The following is a 23,062-nucleotide window of genomic DNA, read 5'->3' on the forward strand; positions in this document are numbered from 1 at the left end:
AATGCTCCATCAGCAATTTGTCAGTGTGCTGCCTGCCGGGACGTTCCTGCCTGGCGCACGCTGCCGGTAGTCTTTGCGGCGGTCTTCGGTGCTCAGCTTCTGTTCAAGACCGGCGAAGGCCGATTTGTGCTCCTGCAGGGATAATTCCAGCGCAGTAAGTCGCTTTTCCTGCAGGGAAAGGGAGTTATCCGTACGTTCGTTGAGGTTCTGCTGTTCGGTAGCGATCAGCTCTACGGCTTTATGCACATCGGAGAAACGCGTCTCATCGCTCTGCTCTTTTTTATTGAACAGCGCTGTGACGCGGGCAAAGAGAGACGGCTTTTCGTCACCGGATTCTTCCAGTTCGATCAGTGTTTCAACCGCTTCCGAAAACAGGTTTTCAGGGTTCTGCTTACGGTTCGCCAGTGGGTTCAGTACGGCACTGGCGCTGAATGCGAGCATTTCGGTACCGAGGCTCGCCGGATCATCTGTCGCACCGAGCCCCACAAGATAGGCGCTGCCGGTGTCGGCAAACTTCGTACTGACCTCCATAGAGGTGAAAAGCTTCTGACCTTTTTTCACCAGTTCCACCAGGGGGCCGGTCGGTTCAATATCGGCATAAAGCGCCATCTTTCCCGCCAGCGGCCCGTCATTGATTTCCTCTGCAACCAGGCCTGTCACCCTGCCATAGCGGTTAAACGTACTGTCCGGCAGATAAGACTTGATGTGCTCAAGGTTAATCAGTGCGGTATAAACCGTCGGATTATAACTGGCTGCCATCTGTACCAGCCATTCACGCTGGATTTCACGCCCGTCAGTGGTGGCACCCTCCACCCCGATACGGAAACGCTTTGCTTTCACTGTCATGAGCCATGCTCCGTTTGGAAAAACTTACTGGAGCCTTATGTTTGCGGTGACGGGGGGAGTGAGACAATGTGCGGCACTTGTACGATAAACCATACAAATCGCAGCCGGGGAAAGCCGTCTGGCAAGGCCGTATGTTTGGGCCATGAACACCACACTTTCCCCCGCAGACCTCGATCCCCGACGGCAGGCCCTGCTGCTGTACTTCCGGGGATACCGTGTAGCCCGCATTGCTGAAATGCTGGGCGAGAAAGTTGCAACCGTTCATAGTTGGAAAAAACGTGACAAGTGGGCGGAATATGGGCCGCTGGATCAGATGCAGCTCACTACTGCCGCACGTTACTGCCAGCTCATCATGAAGGAGCAAAAGGAAGGGAAAGACTTCAAAGAAATTGACCTGCTGGCGCGCCAGTCAGAACGCCACGCGCGGATTGGTAAATTTAACCATGGCGGGAATGAAGCTGACTTAAATCCGAACGTGGCCAACCGAAATAAAGGCCCGCGCCGACAGCCTGAAAAGAACGTTTTCAGCGATGAACAAACTGAAAAACTGGAAGAAATCTTCCATAACGGTATGTTTGAATATCAGCGCCACTGGTGGCAGGCAGGCGTAAAACATCGCATTCGCAACCTGCTTAAATCACGTCAGATCGGAGCAACATACTTCTTTGCCCGTGAGGCGCTGCTTGACGCCATCACCACCGGGCGTAATCAGATTTTTCTCTCGGCCAGCAAGGCGCAGGCGCACGTCTTTAAGCAGTACATCATCGACTTTGCAAAAGAGGTAGATGTGGAACTGAAAGGCGACCCGATGACACTCAGTAACGGGGCATGTCTTTACTTCCTTGGCACCAATGCCCGCACAGCTCAGAGCTACCACGGCAATCTCTATCTTGATGAATATTTCTGGATACCGAAATTCCAGGAGCTGCGCAAAGTTGCCTCCGGTATGGCCATCCACAAAAAATGGCGACAAACCTATTTTTCCACACCCTCCAGCCTGGCCCACAGTGCTTATCAGTTCTGGTCCGGCGGACTGTTCAACCGGGGCCGCGCCAAAGCAGATAAGGTCGATATTGACCTGACCCATAGTAATCTGGCCCCCGGCCAGCTGTGCCCCGACGGACAGTACCGCCAGATCGTTACCGTAGAGGATGCAGTACGTGGCGGCTGTAACCTGTTCGATCTCGACCAGTTACGCATGGAGTACAGTCCGGACGAATACCGGAACCTGTTGTTGTGCGAGTTTATTGACGACCTGGCATCAGTGTTTCCTCTCAGCGAGTTACAGGCATGCATGGTAGACAGCTGGGAAGTCTGGTCCGATTTCCAGGCGCTGGCGCTGCGGCCGTTTGGGTGGCACGAAGTCTGGATCGGATACGACCCGGCGAAAGGTACGCAGAATGGCGACAGCGCCGGGTGCGTGGTAGTAGCACCACCAACCGTACCGGGCGGTAAATTCCGTATTCTTGAACGCCATCAGTGGCGTGGAATGGACTTCCGTGCCCAGGCTGATGCCATCAAAAAACTGACTCAGCAGTATAATGTGACCTACATCGGCATCGATTCGACCGGCGTCGGTCACGGTGTCTATGAGAACGTGAAAGCGTTCTTTCCTGCTGTGCGGGAGTTTGTCTATAACCCCAACGTCAAAAATGCCCTGGTGCTTAAGGCATACGACATTATCAGCCATCGCCGGCTGGAATTTGATGCCGGACACACCGACATTGCTCAGTCTTTTATGGCTATCCGCCGCGCCACCACCGCCAGCGGTAACCGCCCTACTTATGAAGCCAGCCGCAGCGAAGAAGCCAGCCATGCAGACCTGGCCTGGGCCACGATGCACGCACTGTTTAATGAACCGCTACAGGGCGAAGCCGCCAATACCAGTAATATTGTGGAGATGTTTTGATGAGTAAAAGTAAGAAAAAACGCGCAATAGCCGCCCTTAATATGCAGCGTTCCGGTGAGCCGCGGGCTGAAGCATTCAGCTTTGGTGATCCGATCCCGGTGCTGGATCGCCGGGAGCTGCTGGACTATGTAGAATGCGTACAGATGGATCGCTGGTATGAACCACCGGTAAGCTTTGACGGGCTGGCACGGACCTATCGCGCCGCCGTGCATCACAGTTCCCCTATTAACGTGAAACGTAATATTCTGACCAGTACCTTTATCCCACATCCGCTGCTGAGCCAGCAGGCATTCAGCCGCTTTGTGCAGGATTATCTGGTATTCGGGAATGCTTATCTGGAGAAACGCACTAACCGGCTGGGCGGCATTCTCGCACTGGAACCATCACTGGCCAAATATACCCGGCGCGGGATCGATCTCGACACATACTGGTTTGTGCAATATGGCATGACTACCGAGCCCTATGAATTTTCGCAGGGCAGTATATTTCACCTGATGGAGCCGGACCTGAACCAGGAAATTTATGGCCTGCCGGAATACCTGTCCGCAATTCCTTCAGCCTTACTGAACGAATCTGCCACCCTGTTCCGCCGGAAATATTATATCAATGGCAGCCATGCGGGCTTCATCATGTATATGACCGACGCCGCACAGAACCAGGAAGACGTAAATAACATCCGGCAGGCCATGAAAAGTGCCAAAGGGCCTGGCAACTTTCGCAACCTGTTTATGTACTCACCCAACGGTAAAAAGGATGGAATTCAGATCATCCCGTTATCCGAGGTCGCGGCCCGGGATGAATTTCTGAACATCAAGAACGTAAGCCGGGATGACATGATGGCAGCACACCGCGTACCGCCTCAGATGATGGGCATTATGCCAAACAATGTTGGTGGATTTGGGGATGTGGAGAAGGCGAGCAAGGTGTTTGTGAGGAATGAACTGATGCCGCTGCAGAGACGACTGGAAGAGCTGAATGAGTGGCAGGGCGAGAAAGTTATTAAATTCACGCCCTATTCTCTTGAAAAATAATAAGTTAAACTTATTTTTTTCGTCTTTCCTCACGTCTCGTCCGAGCCTCGATAAGGCGTTGAGGTTCAGTATATAGTCGCTCTAATAAAAGATAAGTAAAATCTTCAAGATCCTCAGCGGCACTTTTATCCAAAATCCCTTCATGAGCACCATCATTTCCATCATCTTTTACACATTCAGCCAGTTCCCTTAAAGATCCAGATAAAATGTGATTATCAAAAAGCCAGCCCATCCTTAACCCTAGGCTTCTTTTTATTTTCTGGGTAGGCCCTTGATCACCTTCAGGAATAATATCTTTAGTCGCGTAATCTAGACAGAGCCTAAACATAGTAGCCGCTGCATTATAGCAGCCGATTGCTAGACATTTCGCTCCTTCCTCATATGCATTATTTATATGTAAAGGTAAAAATTCTGGAGGTTCTTCTACAGCAATGTCTGCTGGTGAGATAGGTCTACCCACTTCTGCAACATCCCTTAGTCCAAAAAGTCCCCCTCTCCAATTGTAGTTTTCTAAAGATTTGTTTTTATCCAAAGGCCAGCACATAAATATTGTCGTTTGACGACACTCCCGACAAACGCAGTAAACTTCATACTCAGATGTATTTACCTCAGCAAGATTTGTGGATTTTTTTGTACAATTTAATCCATTAAAATCAAAAGAAATTTTCTGCGAACCACACCTTGGACAGTTGTCCACTAACATCACCATCTCAGCCCATCCTATTAGTGAAACTCATATCTGACGATTAAAAATAATAGTTTGATAACTTAACATTTTGATATCAAAAAATCTCAGATTCAACCGTGTGATGCGCGCTCGTTCCCCCGCCACGCCTGCCCGCTTTGCGTAGCGGTTTTCATGCACCTGCCTAACGCTGGTGAAAGACTGCCTTTTCTGGTAAGGCACAACAAAAATCACCTTCCTACAACATGCAATTTCATGCGCATCATGGCATTCATGGGTCCGAATCCGTTATGCTAGAACCACCTAATGAAATTATTCATAGAGGACAAAAAATGGACATTCTTGCATTAAAAATACAACTTGAATCCGTAGTGGACTCAAAAGAAAGGGCTGATCTACTTGCTCAATTAGAAGTTCTTAAGCAAACTGCTGAAGAACAGGTTCGTTCAGAGCAAAAAGATGTAGATTTTGAAACCAAAGAGTTTACCGTAGAACTTTTGGTCAACAAGTATCATAGTGGCCTTGATGACGATACTAATGAGTTATTTGTTCCTGATTATCAAAGGGATTTCGTTTGGAGTGAAAAAAGACAATCTCGCTTAATTGAATCACTGATATTGGGTTTTCCAATCCCATATATTTTTACTGCAGATGTTCTTTCGGAAGACCCCGAACTTGATGGCCGTATAGAAATTGTTGATGGTTCACAGCGAATTAGAACAATACATGCTTTCATCCATAATGATTTGACATTACAAGACCTGAAGTCTTTAAACTCTTTAAATGGATTTAATTTTAGAGATTTACCTCTATCAAGACAACGCCGCTTTATGCGCATCCCTGTTCGAGTTATAGAACTGAGTTCAAAATGTAATGAAGATACTCGTAGAGATCTTTTTGAGAGAATAAATTCAGGTAGTGATATCCTCAAAGATATGGAGGTTCGTAAAGGTTCCGAATTAGGCTCGACAACACTCTACACGAAAGTAATTAAACCGTGCTCAGCTATTCCTACGTTTAAGATTCTAGCTCCCTTATCTGAAGCAAAAGAGAAACGTGATGAACGTTTAGAGTTTACATTACGTTTTTTTGCATATTTAGATAACTATCAAAATTTTGATCACTCAGTTCGTGATTTTTTAAATGATTATATGGCAGAGAATGGAAATATTGACAATGAAAAGCAAGAATATATGAAAGCAGAATTCCAGAATGTTCTTGATTTTGTATTAAAATATTTTCCTGCAGGATTTAGAAAAACAACTAATGCTAAATCTACCCCTCGCGTTCGGTTTGAATCCCTTGCCGTAGGCACGGCCCTAGCGCTTCGTTTAGAACCAATGTTAGCTCCACAAAATTTAGACTGGATCATTTCGGATAAATTCAAAGAGTTAACAACTTCTGACGGAGCAAATAGTCGCGTTAAAGTAATTGAGCGGATCGAATATGTTCGAGATAGACTTTTAGAGGGATAAAATGGACAGTTTTCGTGAAGATTTTGATATTAGGTCAGGAGAGATTTTGGCCTATCTAGATCTTTTAAAATTCATTGAGCAAGCAGGCGCCGAACTGTTATCCTCTGACAATACCGAAAATAAGTTCACCATTACAGCAGAATCACGTAAAACTTTAAAAGGAACTGTATATATACTTTTGTATAATTTGATTGAATCAACAATGAGGGAAGCGATTTGCTTCATTCATGACACCATTTATGAAAGAAACGTGAACTTTGACCTACTTAAGGAAAGTCTAAAATCAGAGATTCTGAAAAGATTAAAAAATGATTCAGTGAGTATTGAATATCTAATCAACAACCTGACGTCAAAAGGAATCTCTTGCGGAATTTCTTATGGTACATTTAATAAAAAGAAACTATTTTCAGGAAATATAGACAGAGAAGAGATTAAAGAAAAATCAAAAATTTATGGATTTTCAACAAATTCTAGTTACATTGACTCTAAACATGGTGAAAAATTAGCAACTGTAAAACGATATCGTAATGATTTAGCTCACGGAAATGTTTCGTTCGCCGAAATAGGTAAAAACTTTTCTTATCAAGATCTTGAGAATGTTTCACTGGAGGTTATTGCATACTTAGATTCTATCGCAAATAATATTGAGCACTATATTAATTCCAATGGGTATCTTGCTAATTAAAATTAGTCAGGCCTGCATAGCAGGCCTGACTAAAATTAAAAAATCAACTTAAGTTCTGTTTTATGGATTGCCCTATAATACGACCAAGCTCTACTGGTACGGCATTACCGATCATTTTTCCAATACTTCTCATAACGAATTTAGATGGATTTTCTACAAATTCGTAATCCAAAGGAAAAGTCTGTAGTAAGGCTGCTTCACGCAAAGATATAGCTCTGTTTTGCTCCGGATGTCCGAATCGTCCATTTCCAAAACCGTAACAAAGAGTCGTAATAGTTGGGCTAGGTTTATCCCATGACATACGCCCATAAACGCTCGCATAACCTTTACCACTAGATTTTAGATGGCAGGCAGCTATGAGCTCTTCAGGCCAATCTTTCCAGGTTCCCCCGGGTACAGAATGGATGATACGTTGTTTATTAATTGGATTTAACTTACTTGATCGATGTAAAACATCCATCTTATCAGCCTTTCCGTCTTCTAAGGGAGGTAGAGTCCCAATAACATCCTTAACCGTTTTTAACTGAATATCTTTGGGTTTTACTAACTGAATATTCTTAAATTTTGAAGCCAGCAAAACATGGCGTGCACGATTTTGAGGAATTCCATATTCCACACAATTAACGCGTGAAGCCCAGACATTATAACCTAGTTTAATCAATGAATTATAAAAGTCATCATAAACTTTATGTTTAGTGACATCAGGAACATTTTCCATAGTCACAATTTCTGGTGATACTTCACGGATTAACCGCTCAAACTCATAAAGAAGAGGCCATTTCTTATCCTTAGCTTTATCCTTACCTTGCGTATACTTTGAAAAGGGCTGGCAAGGTGCGCATCCAGCCAAAACTTTAATGGAAGCATCGCCATACAGTTCAAGGAGTGCCTCTTTTGTCACTTTGGCAATGTCTCGCTCAATAAATTTTGCTTTATTGTTTTTTTCATAAGGGAACCGACATTCTCCCTCAAGATCAATACCAGCAACGACATCTAAGCCAGCAAGTTGCAAGCCATGGGTCAATCCGCCGGCTCCGCAAAAAAGGTCTATCACCCTAACAGTCATTTTACACTCCACATCTATACTACCTACAGTATACAGTCCTTTCAGGAAAATCTCGAGTTTTAAAACACAAGTGCCTCCCATTACACATGAACACATAGGCAAATAATTATAATGAAATCAGAATCCGCCACCTCATAGCAGTTACATTATGTCCATCAAAAAATTTCTTTTTTTCATATAGTTTGAAAAACATACACTTCAAAAAAATCAGTTCTGCTCTTACGAATCCTGATTGCTGTTTTTAACCTCCGAGAATACTAATTCTATTAAAATTATGATTCAATGAGAGCCGGCAAGTCATGCTGCTCTTCCGCTCTTTATTGACCAAAATTCACCCCATAATCCAATTCTCCTCAGCTGTTGGCATCCATCGAACGGGTGTACTCATGGTGGCGGATCTTGGCCATCAGCTCGTCAGTCATCTCTGACATCCATTGGATAGCCAGCCGCTTTTCTTCTTCACTGCACTCACTGGCGGCGACAAGTTTGATAAAAAAATCAATGCGCTGGAGCTTTATCGATTCAAAAAGATAATCCTGCATTGTTTCTCTCCTATCCCTGGGATCGTAGATATCCCCTAAATTTTGCGAAGTAATTCACAAATACCCTGCTTACTTCAACTGTTTATACATACAGTATAATGCGTATTTACCGATGTAAATACTTTCTGCCCTGAAGTAAGAGGTGCCCGGTAGTATTGGCATAAATGAGCACATGAGTACGGAGCTATGGATACCACTGTCGCCATCGATCATCTTCATGCAGGCGCTGATTGAGATAAAAGATCCGCAGCCCTGCCCCCGATGGAATACTGCCGCCACGCAGAAGCAGTTCGATCTCTTTCTCACTACCTTCAAATCCCCTGGACCTCAGCTCACGTTCAAGCTGCAGACGTAACTGAACACTGATTTCCTGTTTGTAGCTCTTTCGTTGTTTAGGTTTCACTTGCCGTAGTCTGATGTTTAGTGCCTTCAGCTCTTTCCGGCTCATATTTTCGAAGTCCGGTAAAGGTGCTGGCGTTCCTCCGGCAGATAGGTCCGGTGAAGAATGATGTAATTTTCCTACGGGGGGACAGTTATTGCCACGAGTCCAAGGGGCGCAAGCGCCCTGGTCGGCTACCGCCTCCTCAACGTCAACGGCCTTACGAACCTTTTTCCACTTTATTGCATGCGTGCAAATCCTGCCTTCTGCAATCGGGGACCAGATACCATATATACGAATACCGTGATCGCCATAAGCACTCTCCTCGTCATTAAGCTCATATGCTGTTCTGACCAGATGCTGTTTGCGGGGAACCAATACGCCCCCTTGTTTCATAATGTAGGTAGCGAAACAGCCTGCATCAGCGGCTGCCAGTACCGCATCCAGACGCGGATTATTCAGTACTGGCGTGCCGGCTTTGCATTTACCCATTACCCTCTTCGCCTGGCCAGCCAGCAAGCGCAGCTCACGGTAGGCCTGACGTCCCGGGATACCAAAGAAGCGGAATTGTTGAACACGATGTAATGACGCCCAGGCGCTAACATTCTCGATGCTGTCACGCAGAGATCGGCCGGTCTCTTTACTGATTTCCTTAGCCAGCCCACGCCCGTCGATGTTCTTGCTGATATATTTTGCTATGTAACTGGTAGGTGTGCCTTTACGGGGGTTGATAAGCTCAGACTTAAAGCGCGGGCCTGTATTGGCACCTAATTCTTCACGATCGTCACGGATGGCAAACTTGCGCAACAATGCGGTAATGGAACGACGTTCCTTTTTACGCATGAAGCAAAGAAGATGCCAGTGTACGGTGGCATCATGGTGCGGCTCTGCAACCCGGACGCCATACCAGCGCAACCCTGCTTTGTGCATTGCCTTGCGAAAAGCGGCGAACGTATCCACCAGATAGTCACTACTCTTGCGGACAGTTGCAGTGCTCCATTTCGGATTAGGTCTGCCATTTTTGAGGGTTGCATGGAAGCGTGACGGGCAGGTCATGGTATAAAACACTGCGCAGTCTCCACGCATTTCCGCAATCAGCTCGAGCCCTTTTACACAAGCCATCATCTCATTACGACGGTGAGCCGGATTACTATTACTGGCATTCACCACATCTTCCATATCCAGAGTGTCACCGTCTTCGTTGATCAGCTCATGAGAGCGGAAGAACTCCAGCGATTTTCTGCGTTGCTCACGTTTGTAGATCACAGCTTCATAACTGGCATACGGAGATGCTTTTTTGCTGACCAAGCAAACAGCACGCATCTGTTCTTCGCGCCATTCACATCGCATCTGCCATAATCTCCGATACCACCAATCCGCGCATAGCAGGCGAGCCAGAGAAGGAGGTATAAGCTCGTAAGGCACCGGCTTGCGGCGCCGTTTCTTGCGGCGCAATTGCTCAAAGGCAGGCGGGACCACATCGAGACGCATGGCCTCGGCGGCGACTCTCTCCCATGCCAGGCGAATGTCCTCTGGTTTAACATTCTTGCTGACAAACAAGTCTCCACTGGCCGTATCAAAACACAGACTCATATGTGCTGCGATCAACGTTGAAAGGCGCTTGACCTGCTCCTGACTCATTTCAGGCAGTATCAGTAGGCCCTCCAGCCCGTTATAGCTCGCCATAAACCGAAAGGAGTCTGACATCTGGCTGTCACGCACGTGCTCCAGTCGTTCAATACACGGTCTGATGGTTTCATGCAGGAAACGGGAATAAGCTTTCGGGCGATCCAGGCTGTGAAAGTAGTTAATTCGTTTAAGCAGAGGTTTGCTGATATGTGACGGCATAGCGTTAACATCAGCCAGGATAACCAGGTCAGGATTAAAGCGTTGCTGTTCGTGAGCCATTTTGGCGTAACTAATCCGCCGGTCCTGTTCAATGTCACGCTGGACGGGATCACGGGATTCATTGAAGAAATAGCGCTCCCAGGCCAAATCACTCAGTGCCTTACGGCGCTGCTGTTCCAGCTTATTATCCGCAGCGTAAAGAGTGATCAGGTTTGAAAGCGCGGTTACCGGAGCAGAAATCTCCGGGTCCGTATAGGGATTAATGGCTTTCTTAGGGGCATTCCAAAGATAAGCCATGGCGGCCTCATTCGAGCCGCCAATGGTTGGTACGTTATGAAATGTGAATTTACTCATTGCCGCGCCCGCACCTCAGTTTCCACCGGGATATCCCGACCGGATGCCAAATCGACACCAAACCAGCATGCTGATTTTGTGGCAATGATTTCTGCTGCAGATTTACTATCACCGGCAGCCACACCCATGTTGCGCTTTGCAGTGATGCGATGGCGGGTAAAATTACGATAAAGCGAATGGATCAGGGACGTGTCGCTGTTGGACACGATAACCGGATAACCTTCTGACGACCGGCGTTCAAGAATAGACGCCAGATGATACTGATCGTCCTCCGTAAAGCCGGCTGTGTGATATGCGGTAAACGTGCCGTCATATGGCGGATCACAGTAAACAACATCCCCCACCTGCAGCAGCGAAAGTGTTTCGTCATAGCTGGCACAGATAAACGTTGCGCGTTGTGCCTTTTCAGCAAAAGCGCGTATTTCTGTTTCGGGGAGATATGGATTTTTATAATTACCGTAAGGGACATTGAAAATCCCACTCAAGTTATAACGGCACAAACCGCGATAACAATGGCGATTCAAATAGAGAAAGTATGCTGCTTTTTCTACTTCATTAAAGATGGAACAATTGAAGTGTTGGCGGACACGGTAATACTGAACATCCGAATTAAAATCTTTAAATAACTCCCTCACGATCTGAATGACAGCCTCATGATTTTTCTGGATCATGAGATAAAGATTAATCAAATCAGGATTAATATCTGCTACAAGATATTGCGGGTAGTCTGTTCCCATCATCACAGCACAAGACCCAGCGAACGGTTCAACAAGTCGCGTGCCCGCAGGCAGATAGCTTGTTAGTTCCGGCATAAGGGCTGTTTTGTTACCAGCCCATTTAAGGATAGTGTTCATACCGTACCTCCGCTGTAGTGCTTACCTTTCAACTCTGCGATTTCCTGACAAGTGACACAGCACTGCACCCCCGGGATAGCGCGGCGGCGTGCTGGCGGGATCGGAGCGTCGCAATCAATGCAAAGGACACGGGAAATACATTGCTTTTTATTGCGTGCTGTATGTATCTGGCGCTGACGCTCTTCTTCAACCCGCTGCTGTACAAGGTCCATTGAGTCACCCATCAGTGTGCCTCCAGAGCTTCATTTTGGATCTTCACCGCTTCATCGCGCAGAAGCTCTGCAACTTCCTTATGGTTAAGCTGGCGCGATACGATACGTGCAGCCAATACTTCCAGACGACCTGCCATCACATCAGCGCGGCCCCGACGTTCTTCTTTTCTTGCCTCCGCCAGCAGCAGGTTGATACCTGCATCATCTGGTCCAGTTTTAGTGGTTCGGGTTTCAATATTTCGCATAGTTGTTTCTCCTGAATTTGGGCAATAAGAAGCCCGGCGGGTTTACGCCATTAATTTCTTTTGTGGGTTAATCAGGCATGGCTAGCCGTTTTGGAAATAAGCTCACCACTGCACGAAATTGATTCATTGCTTTAATCAGATCCCGCTTTTCGTCAGTAGTCAGCTCACTTATATTTACGCCATGACGTTCTGCAGGAATTTTTGCCATAAAAAATAATGCCGCCAGTGCCCTCTCGTTCTGTTTATTATTTACATCGTGCGGGTCACGCATATCCTTAATAAACCGTTCAAGCTCAGGTTCAATATTCAGACCAAATACTTTAGCCCTCAATTCCGCAATATGATTAAAAGCATCCAGTCTTTTCCCCAGGCTTAATGGAATAGCCGCCGCAGTACCTTCGATAGCCATGATTTCCCCTCCAAAGTCGTGGAAAGGTCAGCCAACAGCGAATCCTGAGAGGAGCAAGGATGCCAACGCTTGCCATCTTTGCCCATGATCCAACCGTGACCGTAGTGCACGGACGGGCTTTGCTTTACCAAAAGTGAGGCAATAGATGGTTCCTGTGCCTGTATAACGGATTCTGACATAGCTGAAGCCATCGCGGAGATACGACCCGATATCAACCAAACTGTCATTTCCGGGCTCTGTTCATTGCTTAGCATCTGAGCGTTGATGCACGCGCGTTTTACCAGATTCGCCCTGTTTTGGCGTAACGTAAAAATGTGACTGCCTTCGTGGAAGCGCGGAAGTTTAGGATTCTTATAATCAAACATGTTAGTCCTTTGAAAAGTTCTCATAATTAGACTCAAAAACCAACAATGATACGAAAGTTGGAATGGCCCAGGGATTCACGGACCTGGTCAGTTTTGTACATCAGGTAACGCAAACTTACGCGGTCTTTATTCTTTTCTTTTTTAACCATGTACTTAGCGAGCTTTCCATGGTGGATCCTTTGATAAACAGAACCGCGTGAAATCCCCTCCCATTCAGCAAATTCTGCGGGCGTTGCCATCTCTTTTGGTACACGAATTGAAATATCAGTGCTCATAGTGCAGTATCTCTCGGTTAAGGTTTGATATAAGTCGTTTTATCTTGTCTTTTATAGATCAACATTTGGACAGTCGAGATACTACGATCCAATTTTTGATACGTCAATAGGATTAAAAAATGATACAGGTTAAGGCTGGCGAGAATACCGGGGGGAAAAAAGCGATCCATAGGTTAATAGCTGCCTACGGTTTCAAGTCCAGACAACAGCTATGCGATCATCTTGGTGCATCAAAAAGCACTATGGCAAACAGGTACTTGAGAGATAGTTTTCCAGCCGAATGGGTGATTCAATGTGCTCTCGAAACGGGTATTTCATTGCTCTGGCTTACTACCGGCCAAGGGGAACCAGAATCAATTATTGAACCCAATAAAGATATCAATTCCGTGAACCAGGGCAAAGTAAAACCCCTTTCTGAGCTTGTTTCACCAGAAATTTACAAGGCAACGCTAGAGAGCGGTATGTTAGCCGATGCGGGAAGAGCAATTATTGATAGCAGTCTCCTCCCTTCAACGTCAACCGACCTTCTGCTGGTGAATACAGCTGAGGATTCTTATTTAGTAGACCGCAGTCCAACTCCCCTGGTAAATGGTATTTGGTTGGTAGACATCGATGGAATTAAAAGCATAGTAAAATTAACAAGGTTGCCTAAAAACAGATTGGTGGTACATCAAGATGGATCAAGTTTTGAGTGCGACGTTGATGATATAGAAGTAGTAGGCCGCGCTTTAAAAATGATTAAGAGCCTTTGATATGAGCATCAGAAAGCAACCGAACGGAAGATGGTTGTGTGAATGCTACCCATGCGGCCGCAACGGTAAACGTGTACGCAAACAATTTGCGACAAAAGGCGAAGCCACGGCTTTTGAAACTTTCACCATGGATGAGGTGAATAAAAAGCCCTGGCTGGGAGAAAAAGAAGATCGCCGGCATCTGTCAGAACTGATCGAACTATGGCACTCACTCTACGGTCAAACGTTAGCCGACCCGAAAAGAATGCTGGCAAAGTTACATATCATATGTAACGCCCTAAGCGATCCTATAGCCTCAGAACTTACGGCGGGCGATTTTACTAAATATCGTGAAGCCCGTCTCAAAGGCGATGTTAGAAATGATACGGGCGGCTTTTTACCGCCTGTAAAACCTCGCACTGTAAACCTGGAGCAAAGTAACCTTTCTGCTGTATTTGGGACACTCAAAAAACTTGGCCACTGGCCGGCCCCCAATCCTTTAGCCGGTTTGCCTCGTTTCCGTATTGCTGAAGGTGAATTAGCCTTTCTAGCCCCGATTGAGATTAAGCGTCTGCTTGATGCTTGTGCCGACTCACTGAATCCTCATCTATTACTGATTACAAAAATCTGTCTGGCCACAGGGGCCCGATGGAGTGAAGCAGAAAACCTGCAAGGTCATCAGGTAACCAAATACCGGATCACTTATACCAAAACCAAAGGTAAGCGGAACCGGACAGTGCCTATCTCTGAAGATCTGTACAACGAAATCCCTAAGATGCGAGGCCGGTTATTTTCCCCATGCCGTAAAGCTTTCGAGCGTGCGACCAGGCGTGCCGGGCTTTCGCTCCCTGAGGGACAATGTACCCATATTTTGAGGCATACATTTGCAAGCCACTTTATGATGAATGGTGGAAATATTCTGGTACTGCGCGATATTTTGGGTCACGTCGATATAAAAATGACAATGATTTATGCCCACTTTGCCCCAGACCATTTAGAAGATGCCGTAACTAAAAACCCACTTCATAGCCTCGGATGGAAGCGCTAAATTTTGGCGGCATTATGGCGACAGAGTATTAAAACCCCCTCCAACTGACTAACAGAATAAAAAACCAACCTCATGATAAATATATTAAATTACTGTTTTCATACACCTTTAAATAGTATGTAGTAATTTCGGACGCGGGTTCAACTCCCGCCAGCTCCACCAAATTCTCCATCGGTGATACCAGAATCATCCGATGAAGTCCTAAGAGCCCGTAAGGCGTAAGCCCTGCGGGCTTTTTTGTGTCTGTCGTTGTCCGGGTACATCCGGCTAAATCCGATGATAATCGGTATACGTTTAGGTACACGCTATACTGTGGCCCATAAACGTGTACCAATTATGGAAGGAATCCTCACATGGCGCGTGTTACCCGGCCTCTGACTAACAACGAAATCCTCAAAGCGAAACCACGCGAAAAAGACTTCACCCTACATGATGGTGATGGCCTGTTCTTACTCATCAAAACCTCCGGTAAAAAACTCTGGCGCTTCCGTAATCAACGACCGGGAAGCTGCAGCCGCACAAGTTTAAGTCTCGGTTCATACCCTGCCCTTACACTCGCAGCAGCTCGTCAGATACGTGACCAGCACTTAACCACGCTAGCACAAAGCATGGATCCACAACAGCAACAGGAACAGGAACAAGCGTCAGAACAACGCCAGATTGAGACCGGGCATTCTCAAGGCGTTCCATTGCGGGTTTAAGGTAGTCGGGTATAACAGTGGTCTGAGTCATGTCGGGTCCCCTCTTCGTTTCAATCTGAGGAGATTCTGCCGTGCCAGACACAACAACACGATTCAATACCGTTGTGGCAAAAATGGCACAAACAGATCTGAAAGCCCGGCTGGCCAGTGAAAGGTCTTAGGTAACCTTACTCACTGTTTTTTTTTACTTATAACTATTCACTACTGTTCGCTGAGAAGAAAAAGACAAGCAATACAATCAGATAAATGGTGAACAGTTGAGGGTGTAACTGTTCACCGACTGTTCACTACTATTAACCTTTTGGATTTTGACCGGCCTGCGTACTTAGACTTTATTTCGATTAAAAATTGAAAATATATAAAAGTAATCAGGGATCGACCACCGGTTTGCCAACATTTACCAAAAAACGTCCAACGTTTGCCGCTGTATAAAAATCGTTCTGTTGTGTGGTGAAGCACTACAAAATGACTTGTTGCTCTGAGGGAAAATAGCCACAAAATAGAGAGCTACCCGAAGCCGGACGGAATACATATTCAGACTCAGCCAGGTAAACGAACCGACTCAGGCCGGTTTTTTACTTTGAACCTGAGTGATCACTTCATGTGCACACCCGTGTACATGCAGACCTTAACATTTCACCATCTAACCATATGATTTAAAAATGATTAAAAGTGAAAGTGAACAGTATGAACACTTTTTACTAAAATCATTTCTGGCTCTGAAATGATTGGTCATGTCAGAAAAGAGGTTAGAATCGACCTGTTCGTATTTTAAACACATGAGGTTTCATTATGGATGATGGCATAAAGATAGCGATGTCCCCTGTTCAGCTTGCTGCCGCGCTCTCTGATAAGACAGTCACAGAGGCAGAAACGATGAGTAACCGCCTTTCCGGAGGGCTGGGGCTTATCATGGGTTCACTTGAGCTGGCAGGTGCCACCGCTCTGTGTATCGCACCTGAACCTACCGGATTAACAAAAGCAGGATGTGTTGTAGTCGGTGCGCATAGTCTCGACAGCATTCATGCTGCTGCTAATCAGCTCATTGTGGGCAGAGACACGCGTACGGCAACTTACGAGGCAGCAACAGCAATTGCCAAATCCTTTGGAGCAGATGACGATACGGCGATGAAAATTGGCCTGACTGTCGATATCGCTGTTCCATTAGGATTTGCACTTGGCATCGGCGCAAGCCGGGTAGCAGCAGTAAGGGCTGGCCGCATCAAACGCAGTGAGCATGAGTCGATGACGGGTTTTAAACCCGGCGGGCATACGCTTTCCACACATGTTGGCAAAAGCGATGCAGAACTATTAGCCCGCTTTGAAGCGAATAAACGTTTGCAGTATTCCACCACCTTTACCAACGTGCGTATTGCAGAAGAAACCATATCAAGAGCGCTCTTTGCTAACCGGGGCGTTATAAAATCCGTTCCTGGCGGAGGCGGCTGACTATTCGCTATGCATTTGGCAAAGCGATTGGCTATGGTTTCCAGCGCGGGAGTAACCAGCGGATAGCCATGACAAATATGAGAATTGTTATTGAGTTTCAGCGATATAACGGCAAACCCTATTACATTCTCACAGCGTTCCCGGCTCTATAGGTACAAAATGCAAAACTTCCACTTTCTTGACCAACTGATTTTCGGTTATTTCAACCAGGACGCCGACATCATCAATGATGGCGAGGATACGATTGAAGGCCTAGTACGGCTGTTCAAAAAGTCAGCACCAGACTGGATGCTCAAAGATCTCGTCGAAGAAGTTGATGATTTTATCTCCGCCTATGGTGACGGTGTCGAAGAGGAGTTCAGGAAACGATACGGGTTTGATTTTTCGCCTGAACTTTGGGAAACCACTGCTCATGAATTCCTGATGACAGTACGTCAGATCTCGTCAGAGAAATGAGGTTTCCGGGAGTAAATTTCCTGATAAGAAAAAATAATTGGTACACGTTTAGATACACGGAAGCAAACTGAATTAAATAAAAACCCATTAAAACAATAAGTTGAAGTATTTATTCAGATTCCGACAGCCCAAATTCTTCATCGGTGATACCAGAATCATCCGATGAAGTCCTAAGAGCCCGCAAGGCGCAAGCCCTGCGGGCTTTTTTGTATCTGTATTTTGTCATGTTAAGTCTGAAGCAAACTCATTAAATCCGAGCCTTCAGGCACCATGCCTGGCACCTCATAGTGTCGGTATCCCTGCAAAAAGAACTATTCACTTGCAGATATACCCATATCTACAGGCTCGATATCAGGAAAACAACACCCCTATAATTTTGTGCGATAGCCTGCAAATCTTACTAAGAATCTCTGTATCAGGTTCCCTTTTTGCTAGTGAGTCACGTATTCTGAACTTAAGGTGAGCATAACGGATACTGACACAAGGAGTGTGTATCAATGGCTGCGCTACAGTTCCCCTGTACCTTTTTTAAAACCCAAAAATGGATGGATGACTACGCCGCGAGTGATATGCGCTGCGGCGACTTGACCGAAGAAAAGTTAAAGTCCCTGTATCGGCTGGATTACATTTCTGACCGGGTTGATCCCTGGACGCTTACGCGGCGTTCCTCAATGGATCGGCCCCGGTCCATATTCTGTTGCAACCTGCGTGGCCAGGGGGAAAAGATCAGCAGCCAGCAATGTGCTAATATTTTGTTTGATGAATTCCGTGATTTATCACACCTGTTCTCAGTGTATGGTCCGTACAGATATCTGATCGAAAAAATGATCACCCACATGCAAAACGGTAACGGAGTCCCCTTCCGTGATCCGTCGCTGGACAGGGCATTGAAGGAGCATGTTATTCAGGATAAGACAACAAATAGTACACGTCAGTTATTGCAGGAAGCATTTAATACCTATATCGATTGGGAAAATAAACACCTTCCGGCAAGTGACAAAGACCGGTTAAGAAAAGTTATTCTGGATGGAAAACTACCTAAATTTAACCGTTTTCAGGATAATTTTAATGGCATGGGGATTACGGTTCATGATACCTGGGTAACGCATATCACCTTAAAATCACTGCATATTGAGAATGATCGTTACCAGGCAGTGGTGCATTATAAGGTACAGGATCATTTTGGTCTGGATAGTGATGATATCCTTAACAAAACATTTAGCCAGTTCAATTTTTTCCGTATCTGGTTTGTTCTCCAGCGGTACAATCAGTTTGGATTCAAGCCTTTCATGACCAATATGGAAGCCACTGTCAGGATTACCGGGGGCCGTGGTGCAGGCAAACATTAAAAAAACACTTTATACATTGTTATTGATGGGTTCCATCCTGCCGGGCGTAGTCTTCTGGTTGTCGGCACGTTCGGTTGAAATTGTCGCGGTTCATGAGGATAGAGAGTTTAGCTCTGTGCTTGTAAGAAATTTTCCTTTTACTGACCGGGGAAAAATAAGATGGTGGCAAAAAAATAAAGATATGTTGAAAGAAAAATATAATATTCCAAAAACTGCAAGCGATGGATTTTTCTCCATGGTTTTTTGGGACTTTGGTGATGGTTACAAAGAAGAAGGCAAGTATGACAGGCGCTGCTTTGAAGATATAAAAGCACCTGAAAATTGTATAGAAAAAAACAGAATTTTCTCTGTCAGCGACAGTAAAAACATGGGGATTTCTTTTACTACTAATGATGAAATATATCGTATGGTGAAAAATGGAAAGATAGTAAAAGTAGTGGCCGATTAGCACCCCTTTCCCCTCGCAGAGACTACCATTAAATCTTCCTGATATTTATACCACTATATACCTGCATCAGAAAAACCATATTATTATAATTTTGTGCGATAGCTTGCAAATATTACTAATAGTCACTGTATCAGGTTCCCTTTTTGCTATTACGTCGCGTATTCTGAACCTGAAGTGAGCATAACGGATACTGACACAAGGAGTGTGTATCAATGACTGCACTACAGTTCCCCTGCATACAGTTTAAAACCAAAAAATGGATGGACGATTACGGCGCTCAGGATATGCGATGCGGTGATTTAACAGAAGAACAGTTGAAATCCTATTATGGGCGGGTTGATATTTCCACCCGAGCCAATCCTTATACCCTGACAAAAGTCACTCCTTTTACTCAGCCACAGTCGATGTTCTATGGCTCCCGGGGAGAGGGTGAAAAGATTTCCCGCCAGAAATATGACAATATTTTGTTTGATGAATTCCGTGATTTATCACGCCTGTTCTCAGTGTATGGTCCGTACAAATATCTGATCGAAAAAATGATCACCCATATGCAAAACGGCAACGGCACCCCCTTTCGTGATATCGCGTTGGACAGGGCGTTGAGAGAACATATTATCAGGGATAATACAAAAAATAGTACTCGCTGGAGACTGAGGGAGACTTTAAATGACAAAATTAACTGGGAAGAAAAATGTTACCCATTAAAAGAAACGCACTGGCTAAAAGAAGCAATTTCCGAAGGTAAACTCCCTAAATTTGACCGCTTCCAGGATAATTTCAACGGTATGGGGATTACCGTCCATGATACCTGGGCAACGCATATTACGATTCAATCACTCCGGATTGATAATGATCGTTACCGGGCTGTGGTGCATTACAAAGTCCAGGATCACTTTGGCCTTGATGTTAATGATATTTCAACGTTTAAGTTTAACCAGTTCCGATTTTTCCGTATCTGGTTTGTACTCCAGCGTTATAATCAGTTTGGTTTCAGGCCATTTATAACCAATATGGAAGCCATCATAGAAATCATCGGAACCCGCAAATGACAATGAAAAAAAAGAAAGCCATTGCGCTGTTCTTTCTGGCTGGCTGTATGCTTCCGGGATACTGGATTTGGCTGTCGCTGCGTCCTGTAGAGATTATTGCCGTTCATCATAGAGGGAATGATTTTAGTGCTATTTTGGTTCAAAACCCTCCAATTACAGATAAGGGTAAAATAAATTGGTGGATGGAAAACAAAGCTACTTTTAAAGAAAAATATAATGTTCCTAATCCTGCGGAGGATGGTTCTTTTTCGGTTACCGTCTGGTTGTTTGGTGATGGTTATAAAGAGGAGGGGAAATATGACAGATTTTGTTTCAATGATATGAAAACCAAAAAAAACTGTATTGAAAAAGATGCAGTATTCACTGTGACTCATAGTAAAAATAGAGGTACTGTTTTTACTGTATATGATGGTGATAATTATCGTTTATCCCGGAATGGTGACATTATAAAAGTCTCCTCCGATTAGTCGGTGCGAGTCAATTTAGCCAGTTCCATTTCTTCCGTATATGGTTTGTTCTGCAGCGGTGCAATCAGTTTGGCTTTAAACCGTTCATGACCAATATGGAAACTACCGTGGAAATTTCAGGAATTCGCAAATGAGAGTGAAAAACAACAAAACTATTCTTCCGCTCTTTCTGGCGTGCTGCATGCTACTTAGCTACGGGCTTTGGTTGTCTCTACGTCCCGTGGAGATCATAGCTATTCATCACAGAAGTAGTGGTTTCAGTGATGTTTTGGTCACTAGTTTCCCGCCGACTGATAAATCAAAAATTAACTGGTGGTTAAAAAATAAAGATAGGTTAAATAACCAATATGACATTCCAAAACCTGATAACAATGGTCATTTCTATCTGACTTTCTGGTTATTTGGAGAAGGTTATAAAGAGTTAGATAAATATGACCGACTTTGCTTTGACGATATGAAACCACCTGTAAACTGTATTGAGAAGAATAGAGTATTTTCAATCAGATCCAGCAAAAACAGAGGTATTATATTTACAGTAGATGATGGCGAGTATCGTCTAAGAACAGATGGGAAAATAATAAAAATCAAAGACGAATAGAGCCATTCTTCCTCGCGTGTTGACAGTAATAAAATCATCCGACCTCCTGTCAGTCCCCCTGCAAAAAAACTATTCACTTTCAAAGATATCCATATATCCAGGAACGATGTCAGGAAAACCACACCCCTATAATTTTGTGCGAGAGCCCACAAATATTGCCAGAACTCTCTGTATCAGGTTCCCTTTATGCTAGTGAGTCGCGTATTCTGAACGTAGAGTAAGTATAACGGATACTGACACAAGGAGTGTGTATCAATGACTGCACTACAGTTCCCCTGCACCCTTTTTAAAACTCAAAACCGGATGGACGACTATAGCGCAAAAGATATGCGCTGCGGCGACTTGACCGCAGAACAGTTGAAATCCAATTACGGGCTGGTTGATATTTCCACCCGTGCCAATCCTTATACCCTGACGAAAGTCACTCCTTTTACTCAACCGCAATCGATGTTCTATGGTTCCCGGGGAGAGGGGGAAAAAATTTCCCGCACGCAATGTGCCAATATTTTGTTTGATGAATTGCGTGATTTATCACGCCTGTTCTCAGTGTATGGTCCCTACAAGCATCTGATCAAAAGGATGATCACCCATATGCAGAACGGCAACGGAAAACCGTTTAGCAGCATGCATCTGGATAATGCATTGAAAATGCATATTGTCAATGAAAAAACCGAGAATAGTACGTTATCAAAAATAAAATACGCATTAAATGAAAATATTAACTGGAAAGCCGGTATTTATCCGGTAAAAGATAAAAATGAATTTCGAAAAGCTATTCTCGAAGGAAAACTCCCGAAGTTCGATCGCTTCCAGGATAACTTTAACGGCATGGGTATAACTGTTCATGACACCTGGGCAACAGAAATTACTATAAAAAATTTGCAGATTGATAATAACCATTACCAGGCAGTCCTGCATTACAAAGTCCAGGATCACTTTGGACTTGATGTTAACGACATTTCAAAATTCAGGTTTAACCAGTTCCGTTTTTTTCGTATCTGGTTTGTCCTCCAGCGATACGACAAGTTCAATTTCAAACCTTTCATGACCAATATGGAAACCACCATAGAAATAACCGGAGTCCGAAATTGATTCTAAAAAACAGAAAACACCTTACTTTAATCATATTAATTACCTGCATATTATCCGGTTATTGGCTTTGGCTATCCCTTCGCCCTGTGGAAATTATTGCAGTTCATGATAATGGTAATCATAGCTATATTTTAGTAAAAAATTTTCCATATACAGATAAAGGTAAAATAAATTGGTGGATAAAAAATAAGGATAAGCTAAAAAACAAATATGATATTCCAAAACCATCCACCTCTGGTAATTTTACTGTAATTTTCTGGCTATTCGGTGACGGCTATAAAGAAACGGATGGTTATGACAGGTTATGCTTTGAGGATATGTCCCCCCCACTGAATTGCATAGACAAGGATGCTGTTTTCTCTGTCAGCAATAGCATTAATTTGGGGACGGTTTTCACCGTGTACGATGGTAAATATCAAAGGAAGAAGAACGGTGACATAGCTAAGTTAGAGATTAAATTCGATGTGAAGTGACCGGGATAAACTCTCGTAAGG

Annotated in this window: 27 protein-coding genes and 3 pseudogenes; 18 read left to right on the top strand and 12 right to left on the bottom strand. The window is 44.7% G+C overall.

Going from position 1 to position 23,062, the window contains the following annotated elements:
• Nucleotides 1-9: 9 nt before the first annotated feature.
• Entirely contained in the window at nt 10-846 is an 837-nt protein-coding gene (locus tag ABD035_RS02675) for a GPO family capsid scaffolding protein (protein WP_343867487.1), read from the bottom strand.
• A gap of 142 nt (nt 847-988) precedes the next feature.
• Here ABD035_RS02675 and ABD035_RS02680 point away from each other — a divergent pair, with 142 nt between their 5' ends.
• Nucleotides 989-2,755, top strand: a complete 1,767-nt coding sequence (locus tag ABD035_RS02680; protein WP_343867489.1) for a terminase ATPase subunit family protein — start codon at nt 989-991, stop codon at nt 2,753-2,755.
• Nucleotides 2,755-3,786, top strand: a complete 1,032-nt coding sequence (locus ABD035_RS02685) for a phage portal protein (protein WP_343867491.1) — start codon at nt 2,755-2,757, stop codon at nt 3,784-3,786. Before ABD035_RS02680 ends, ABD035_RS02685 begins: the two co-directional genes overlap by 1 nt.
• A 10-nt stretch (nt 3,787-3,796) precedes the next feature.
• Here ABD035_RS02685 and ABD035_RS02690 read toward each other — a convergent pair whose 3' ends face one another.
• Nucleotides 3,797-4,489: a DUF4145 domain-containing protein gene (locus ABD035_RS02690; protein ID WP_343867493.1), complete on the bottom strand. Its 693-nt coding sequence runs from the start codon at nt 4,487-4,489 to the stop codon at nt 3,797-3,799.
• A 272-nt stretch (nt 4,490-4,761) separates the two neighbouring features.
• Between ABD035_RS02690 and ABD035_RS02695 the strand changes: the two genes are divergently transcribed.
• Together ABD035_RS02695 and ABD035_RS02700 are read left to right on the top strand one after the other, a co-directional pair.
• On the top strand, nt 4,762-5,946 hold the full coding sequence (locus ABD035_RS02695) for a DUF262 domain-containing protein (RefSeq protein ID WP_343867495.1): 1,185 nt from the start codon (nt 4,762-4,764) through the stop codon (nt 5,944-5,946).
• Between the two features lies 1 nt (nt 5,947).
• Nucleotides 5,948-6,631, top strand: a complete 684-nt coding sequence (locus tag ABD035_RS02700) for an MAE_28990/MAE_18760 family HEPN-like nuclease (RefSeq protein WP_343867498.1) — start codon at nt 5,948-5,950, stop codon at nt 6,629-6,631.
• 43 nt (nt 6,632-6,674) lie between these two features.
• Here ABD035_RS02700 and ABD035_RS02705 read toward each other — a convergent pair whose 3' ends face one another.
• The 9 genes from ABD035_RS02705 to ABD035_RS02745 all read right to left on the bottom strand — a co-directional run bounded on the left by ABD035_RS02705 (nt 6,675) and on the right by ABD035_RS02745 (nt 13,180).
• The gene (locus ABD035_RS02705; RefSeq protein WP_343867500.1) at nt 6,675-7,697 is read right to left on the bottom strand and encodes a DNA cytosine methyltransferase; all 1,023 of its coding nucleotides are present in this window, start codon (nt 7,695-7,697) and stop codon (nt 6,675-6,677) included.
• Nucleotides 7,698-8,050: 353 nt separating this feature from the next.
• A complete protein-coding gene (locus ABD035_RS02710) occupies nt 8,051-8,239 on the bottom strand; it encodes a hypothetical protein (RefSeq protein WP_343867502.1) in 189 nt (62 codons plus the stop codon).
• Between the two features lie 184 nt (nt 8,240-8,423).
• Complete coding sequence (locus ABD035_RS02715; RefSeq protein ID WP_343867504.1) at nt 8,424-10,820, bottom strand: replication endonuclease; 2,397 nt, start codon at nt 10,818-10,820, stop codon at nt 8,424-8,426.
• Entirely contained in the window at nt 10,817-11,674 is an 858-nt protein-coding gene (locus ABD035_RS02720; protein ID WP_343867506.1) for a DNA adenine methylase, read from the bottom strand. Before ABD035_RS02720 ends, ABD035_RS02715 begins: the two co-directional genes overlap by 4 nt.
• Nucleotides 11,671-11,898: a TraR/DksA family transcriptional regulator gene (locus ABD035_RS02725; protein WP_343867508.1), complete on the bottom strand. Its 228-nt coding sequence runs from the start codon at nt 11,896-11,898 to the stop codon at nt 11,671-11,673. The genes ABD035_RS02720 and ABD035_RS02725 overlap by 4 nt, the downstream gene beginning before the upstream one ends.
• Nucleotides 11,898-12,131, bottom strand: coding sequence for a DUF2732 family protein (locus tag ABD035_RS02730; protein ID WP_343867510.1), 234 nt, complete (start codon nt 12,129-12,131; stop codon nt 11,898-11,900). The genes ABD035_RS02725 and ABD035_RS02730 overlap by 1 nt, the downstream gene beginning before the upstream one ends.
• Before the next feature lie 67 nt (nt 12,132-12,198).
• Nucleotides 12,199-12,540, bottom strand: a complete 342-nt coding sequence (locus tag ABD035_RS02735) for a DUF5347 family protein (RefSeq protein ID WP_343867512.1) — start codon at nt 12,538-12,540, stop codon at nt 12,199-12,201.
• On the bottom strand, nt 12,504-12,704 hold the full coding sequence (locus ABD035_RS02740; RefSeq protein ID WP_343867585.1) for a phage filamentation protein Fil family protein: 201 nt from the start codon (nt 12,702-12,704) through the stop codon (nt 12,504-12,506). The genes ABD035_RS02735 and ABD035_RS02740 overlap by 37 nt, the downstream gene beginning before the upstream one ends.
• A gap of 233 nt (nt 12,705-12,937) precedes the next feature.
• The gene (locus tag ABD035_RS02745; protein ID WP_343867514.1) at nt 12,938-13,180 is read right to left on the bottom strand and encodes a Rha family transcriptional regulator; all 243 of its coding nucleotides are present in this window, start codon (nt 13,178-13,180) and stop codon (nt 12,938-12,940) included.
• A gap of 119 nt (nt 13,181-13,299) precedes the next feature.
• Here ABD035_RS02745 and ABD035_RS02750 point away from each other — a divergent pair, with 119 nt between their 5' ends.
• The 3 genes and pseudogenes from ABD035_RS02750 to ABD035_RS02760 form a co-directional block, all read left to right on the top strand.
• On the top strand, nt 13,300-13,932 hold the full coding sequence (locus tag ABD035_RS02750; RefSeq protein ID WP_343867516.1) for a phage repressor protein CI: 633 nt from the start codon (nt 13,300-13,302) through the stop codon (nt 13,930-13,932).
• A gap of 1 nt (nt 13,933) precedes the next feature.
• Nucleotides 13,934-14,959, top strand: coding sequence for a site-specific integrase (locus ABD035_RS02755; RefSeq protein ID WP_343867518.1), 1,026 nt, complete (start codon nt 13,934-13,936; stop codon nt 14,957-14,959).
• Between the two features lie 353 nt (nt 14,960-15,312).
• A pseudogene (locus tag ABD035_RS02760) lies at nt 15,313-15,624 on the top strand (integrase arm-type DNA-binding domain-containing protein); the annotation flags it as partial.
• On the opposite strand, the pseudogene ABD035_RS02765 reads toward ABD035_RS02760, so the two are convergent.
• Nucleotides 15,623-15,715: pseudogene (locus tag ABD035_RS02765) on the bottom strand (glycoprotein 3); the annotation flags it as partial. The pseudogenes ABD035_RS02760 and ABD035_RS02765 overlap by 2 nt on opposite strands.
• Nucleotides 15,716-16,452: 737 nt before the next feature.
• Here ABD035_RS02765 and ABD035_RS02770 point away from each other — a divergent pair.
• The 11 genes and pseudogenes from ABD035_RS02770 (at nt 16,453) to ABD035_RS02820 (ending at nt 23,041) form a co-directional block, all read left to right on the top strand.
• Nucleotides 16,453-17,109: an RNase A-like domain-containing protein gene (locus ABD035_RS02770; RefSeq protein ID WP_343867520.1), complete on the top strand. Its 657-nt coding sequence runs from the start codon at nt 16,453-16,455 to the stop codon at nt 17,107-17,109.
• 26 nt (nt 17,110-17,135) lie between these two features.
• Nucleotides 17,136-17,261, top strand: coding sequence for an RNase A-like domain-containing protein (locus tag ABD035_RS02775; RefSeq protein ID WP_343867587.1), 126 nt, complete (start codon nt 17,136-17,138; stop codon nt 17,259-17,261).
• Nucleotides 17,262-17,268: 7 nt separating this feature from the next.
• Nucleotides 17,269-17,565 carry a contact-dependent growth inhibition system immunity protein gene (locus ABD035_RS02780; protein ID WP_343867522.1) on the top strand — a complete coding sequence of 99 codons (297 nt, stop codon included), beginning with the start codon at nt 17,269-17,271 and terminating at the stop codon, nt 17,563-17,565.
• Between the two features lie 497 nt (nt 17,566-18,062).
• Nucleotides 18,063-18,914, top strand: a complete 852-nt coding sequence (locus ABD035_RS02785) for a YPO3983 family protein (protein ID WP_343867524.1) — start codon at nt 18,063-18,065, stop codon at nt 18,912-18,914.
• Entirely contained in the window at nt 18,898-19,362 is a 465-nt protein-coding gene (locus tag ABD035_RS02790; protein WP_212714923.1) for a DUF943 family protein, read from the top strand. Before ABD035_RS02785 ends, ABD035_RS02790 begins: the two co-directional genes overlap by 17 nt.
• Nucleotides 19,363-19,574: 212 nt before the next feature.
• Nucleotides 19,575-20,411, top strand: coding sequence for a YPO3983 family protein (locus ABD035_RS02795; RefSeq protein WP_343867526.1), 837 nt, complete (start codon nt 19,575-19,577; stop codon nt 20,409-20,411).
• Nucleotides 20,408-20,878: a DUF943 family protein gene (locus tag ABD035_RS02800; protein WP_343867528.1), complete on the top strand. Its 471-nt coding sequence runs from the start codon at nt 20,408-20,410 to the stop codon at nt 20,876-20,878. The genes ABD035_RS02795 and ABD035_RS02800 overlap by 4 nt, the downstream gene beginning before the upstream one ends.
• Before the next feature lie 8 nt (nt 20,879-20,886).
• Nucleotides 20,887-21,070, top strand: a pseudogene (locus tag ABD035_RS02805) (DUF3289 family protein); the annotation flags it as partial.
• Nucleotides 21,009-21,476 (top strand): DUF943 family protein, encoded by a 468-nt coding sequence (locus ABD035_RS02810; protein WP_343867530.1) that lies wholly within the window; start codon nt 21,009-21,011, stop codon nt 21,474-21,476. The pseudogene ABD035_RS02805 and the gene ABD035_RS02810, both read left to right, overlap by 62 nt.
• A gap of 255 nt (nt 21,477-21,731) precedes the next feature.
• Nucleotides 21,732-22,568: a YPO3983 family protein gene (locus ABD035_RS02815; protein ID WP_343867532.1), complete on the top strand. Its 837-nt coding sequence runs from the start codon at nt 21,732-21,734 to the stop codon at nt 22,566-22,568.
• On the top strand, nt 22,565-23,041 hold the full coding sequence (locus ABD035_RS02820) for a DUF943 family protein (protein WP_343867534.1): 477 nt from the start codon (nt 22,565-22,567) through the stop codon (nt 23,039-23,041). The genes ABD035_RS02815 and ABD035_RS02820 overlap by 4 nt, the downstream gene beginning before the upstream one ends.
• The last annotated feature ends 21 nt before the right edge of the window (nt 23,042-23,062 follow it).

It is taken from the genome of Tatumella terrea (genome assembly GCF_039523755.1).
Lineage (GTDB): Bacteria > Pseudomonadota > Gammaproteobacteria > Enterobacterales > Enterobacteriaceae > Tatumella > Tatumella terrea.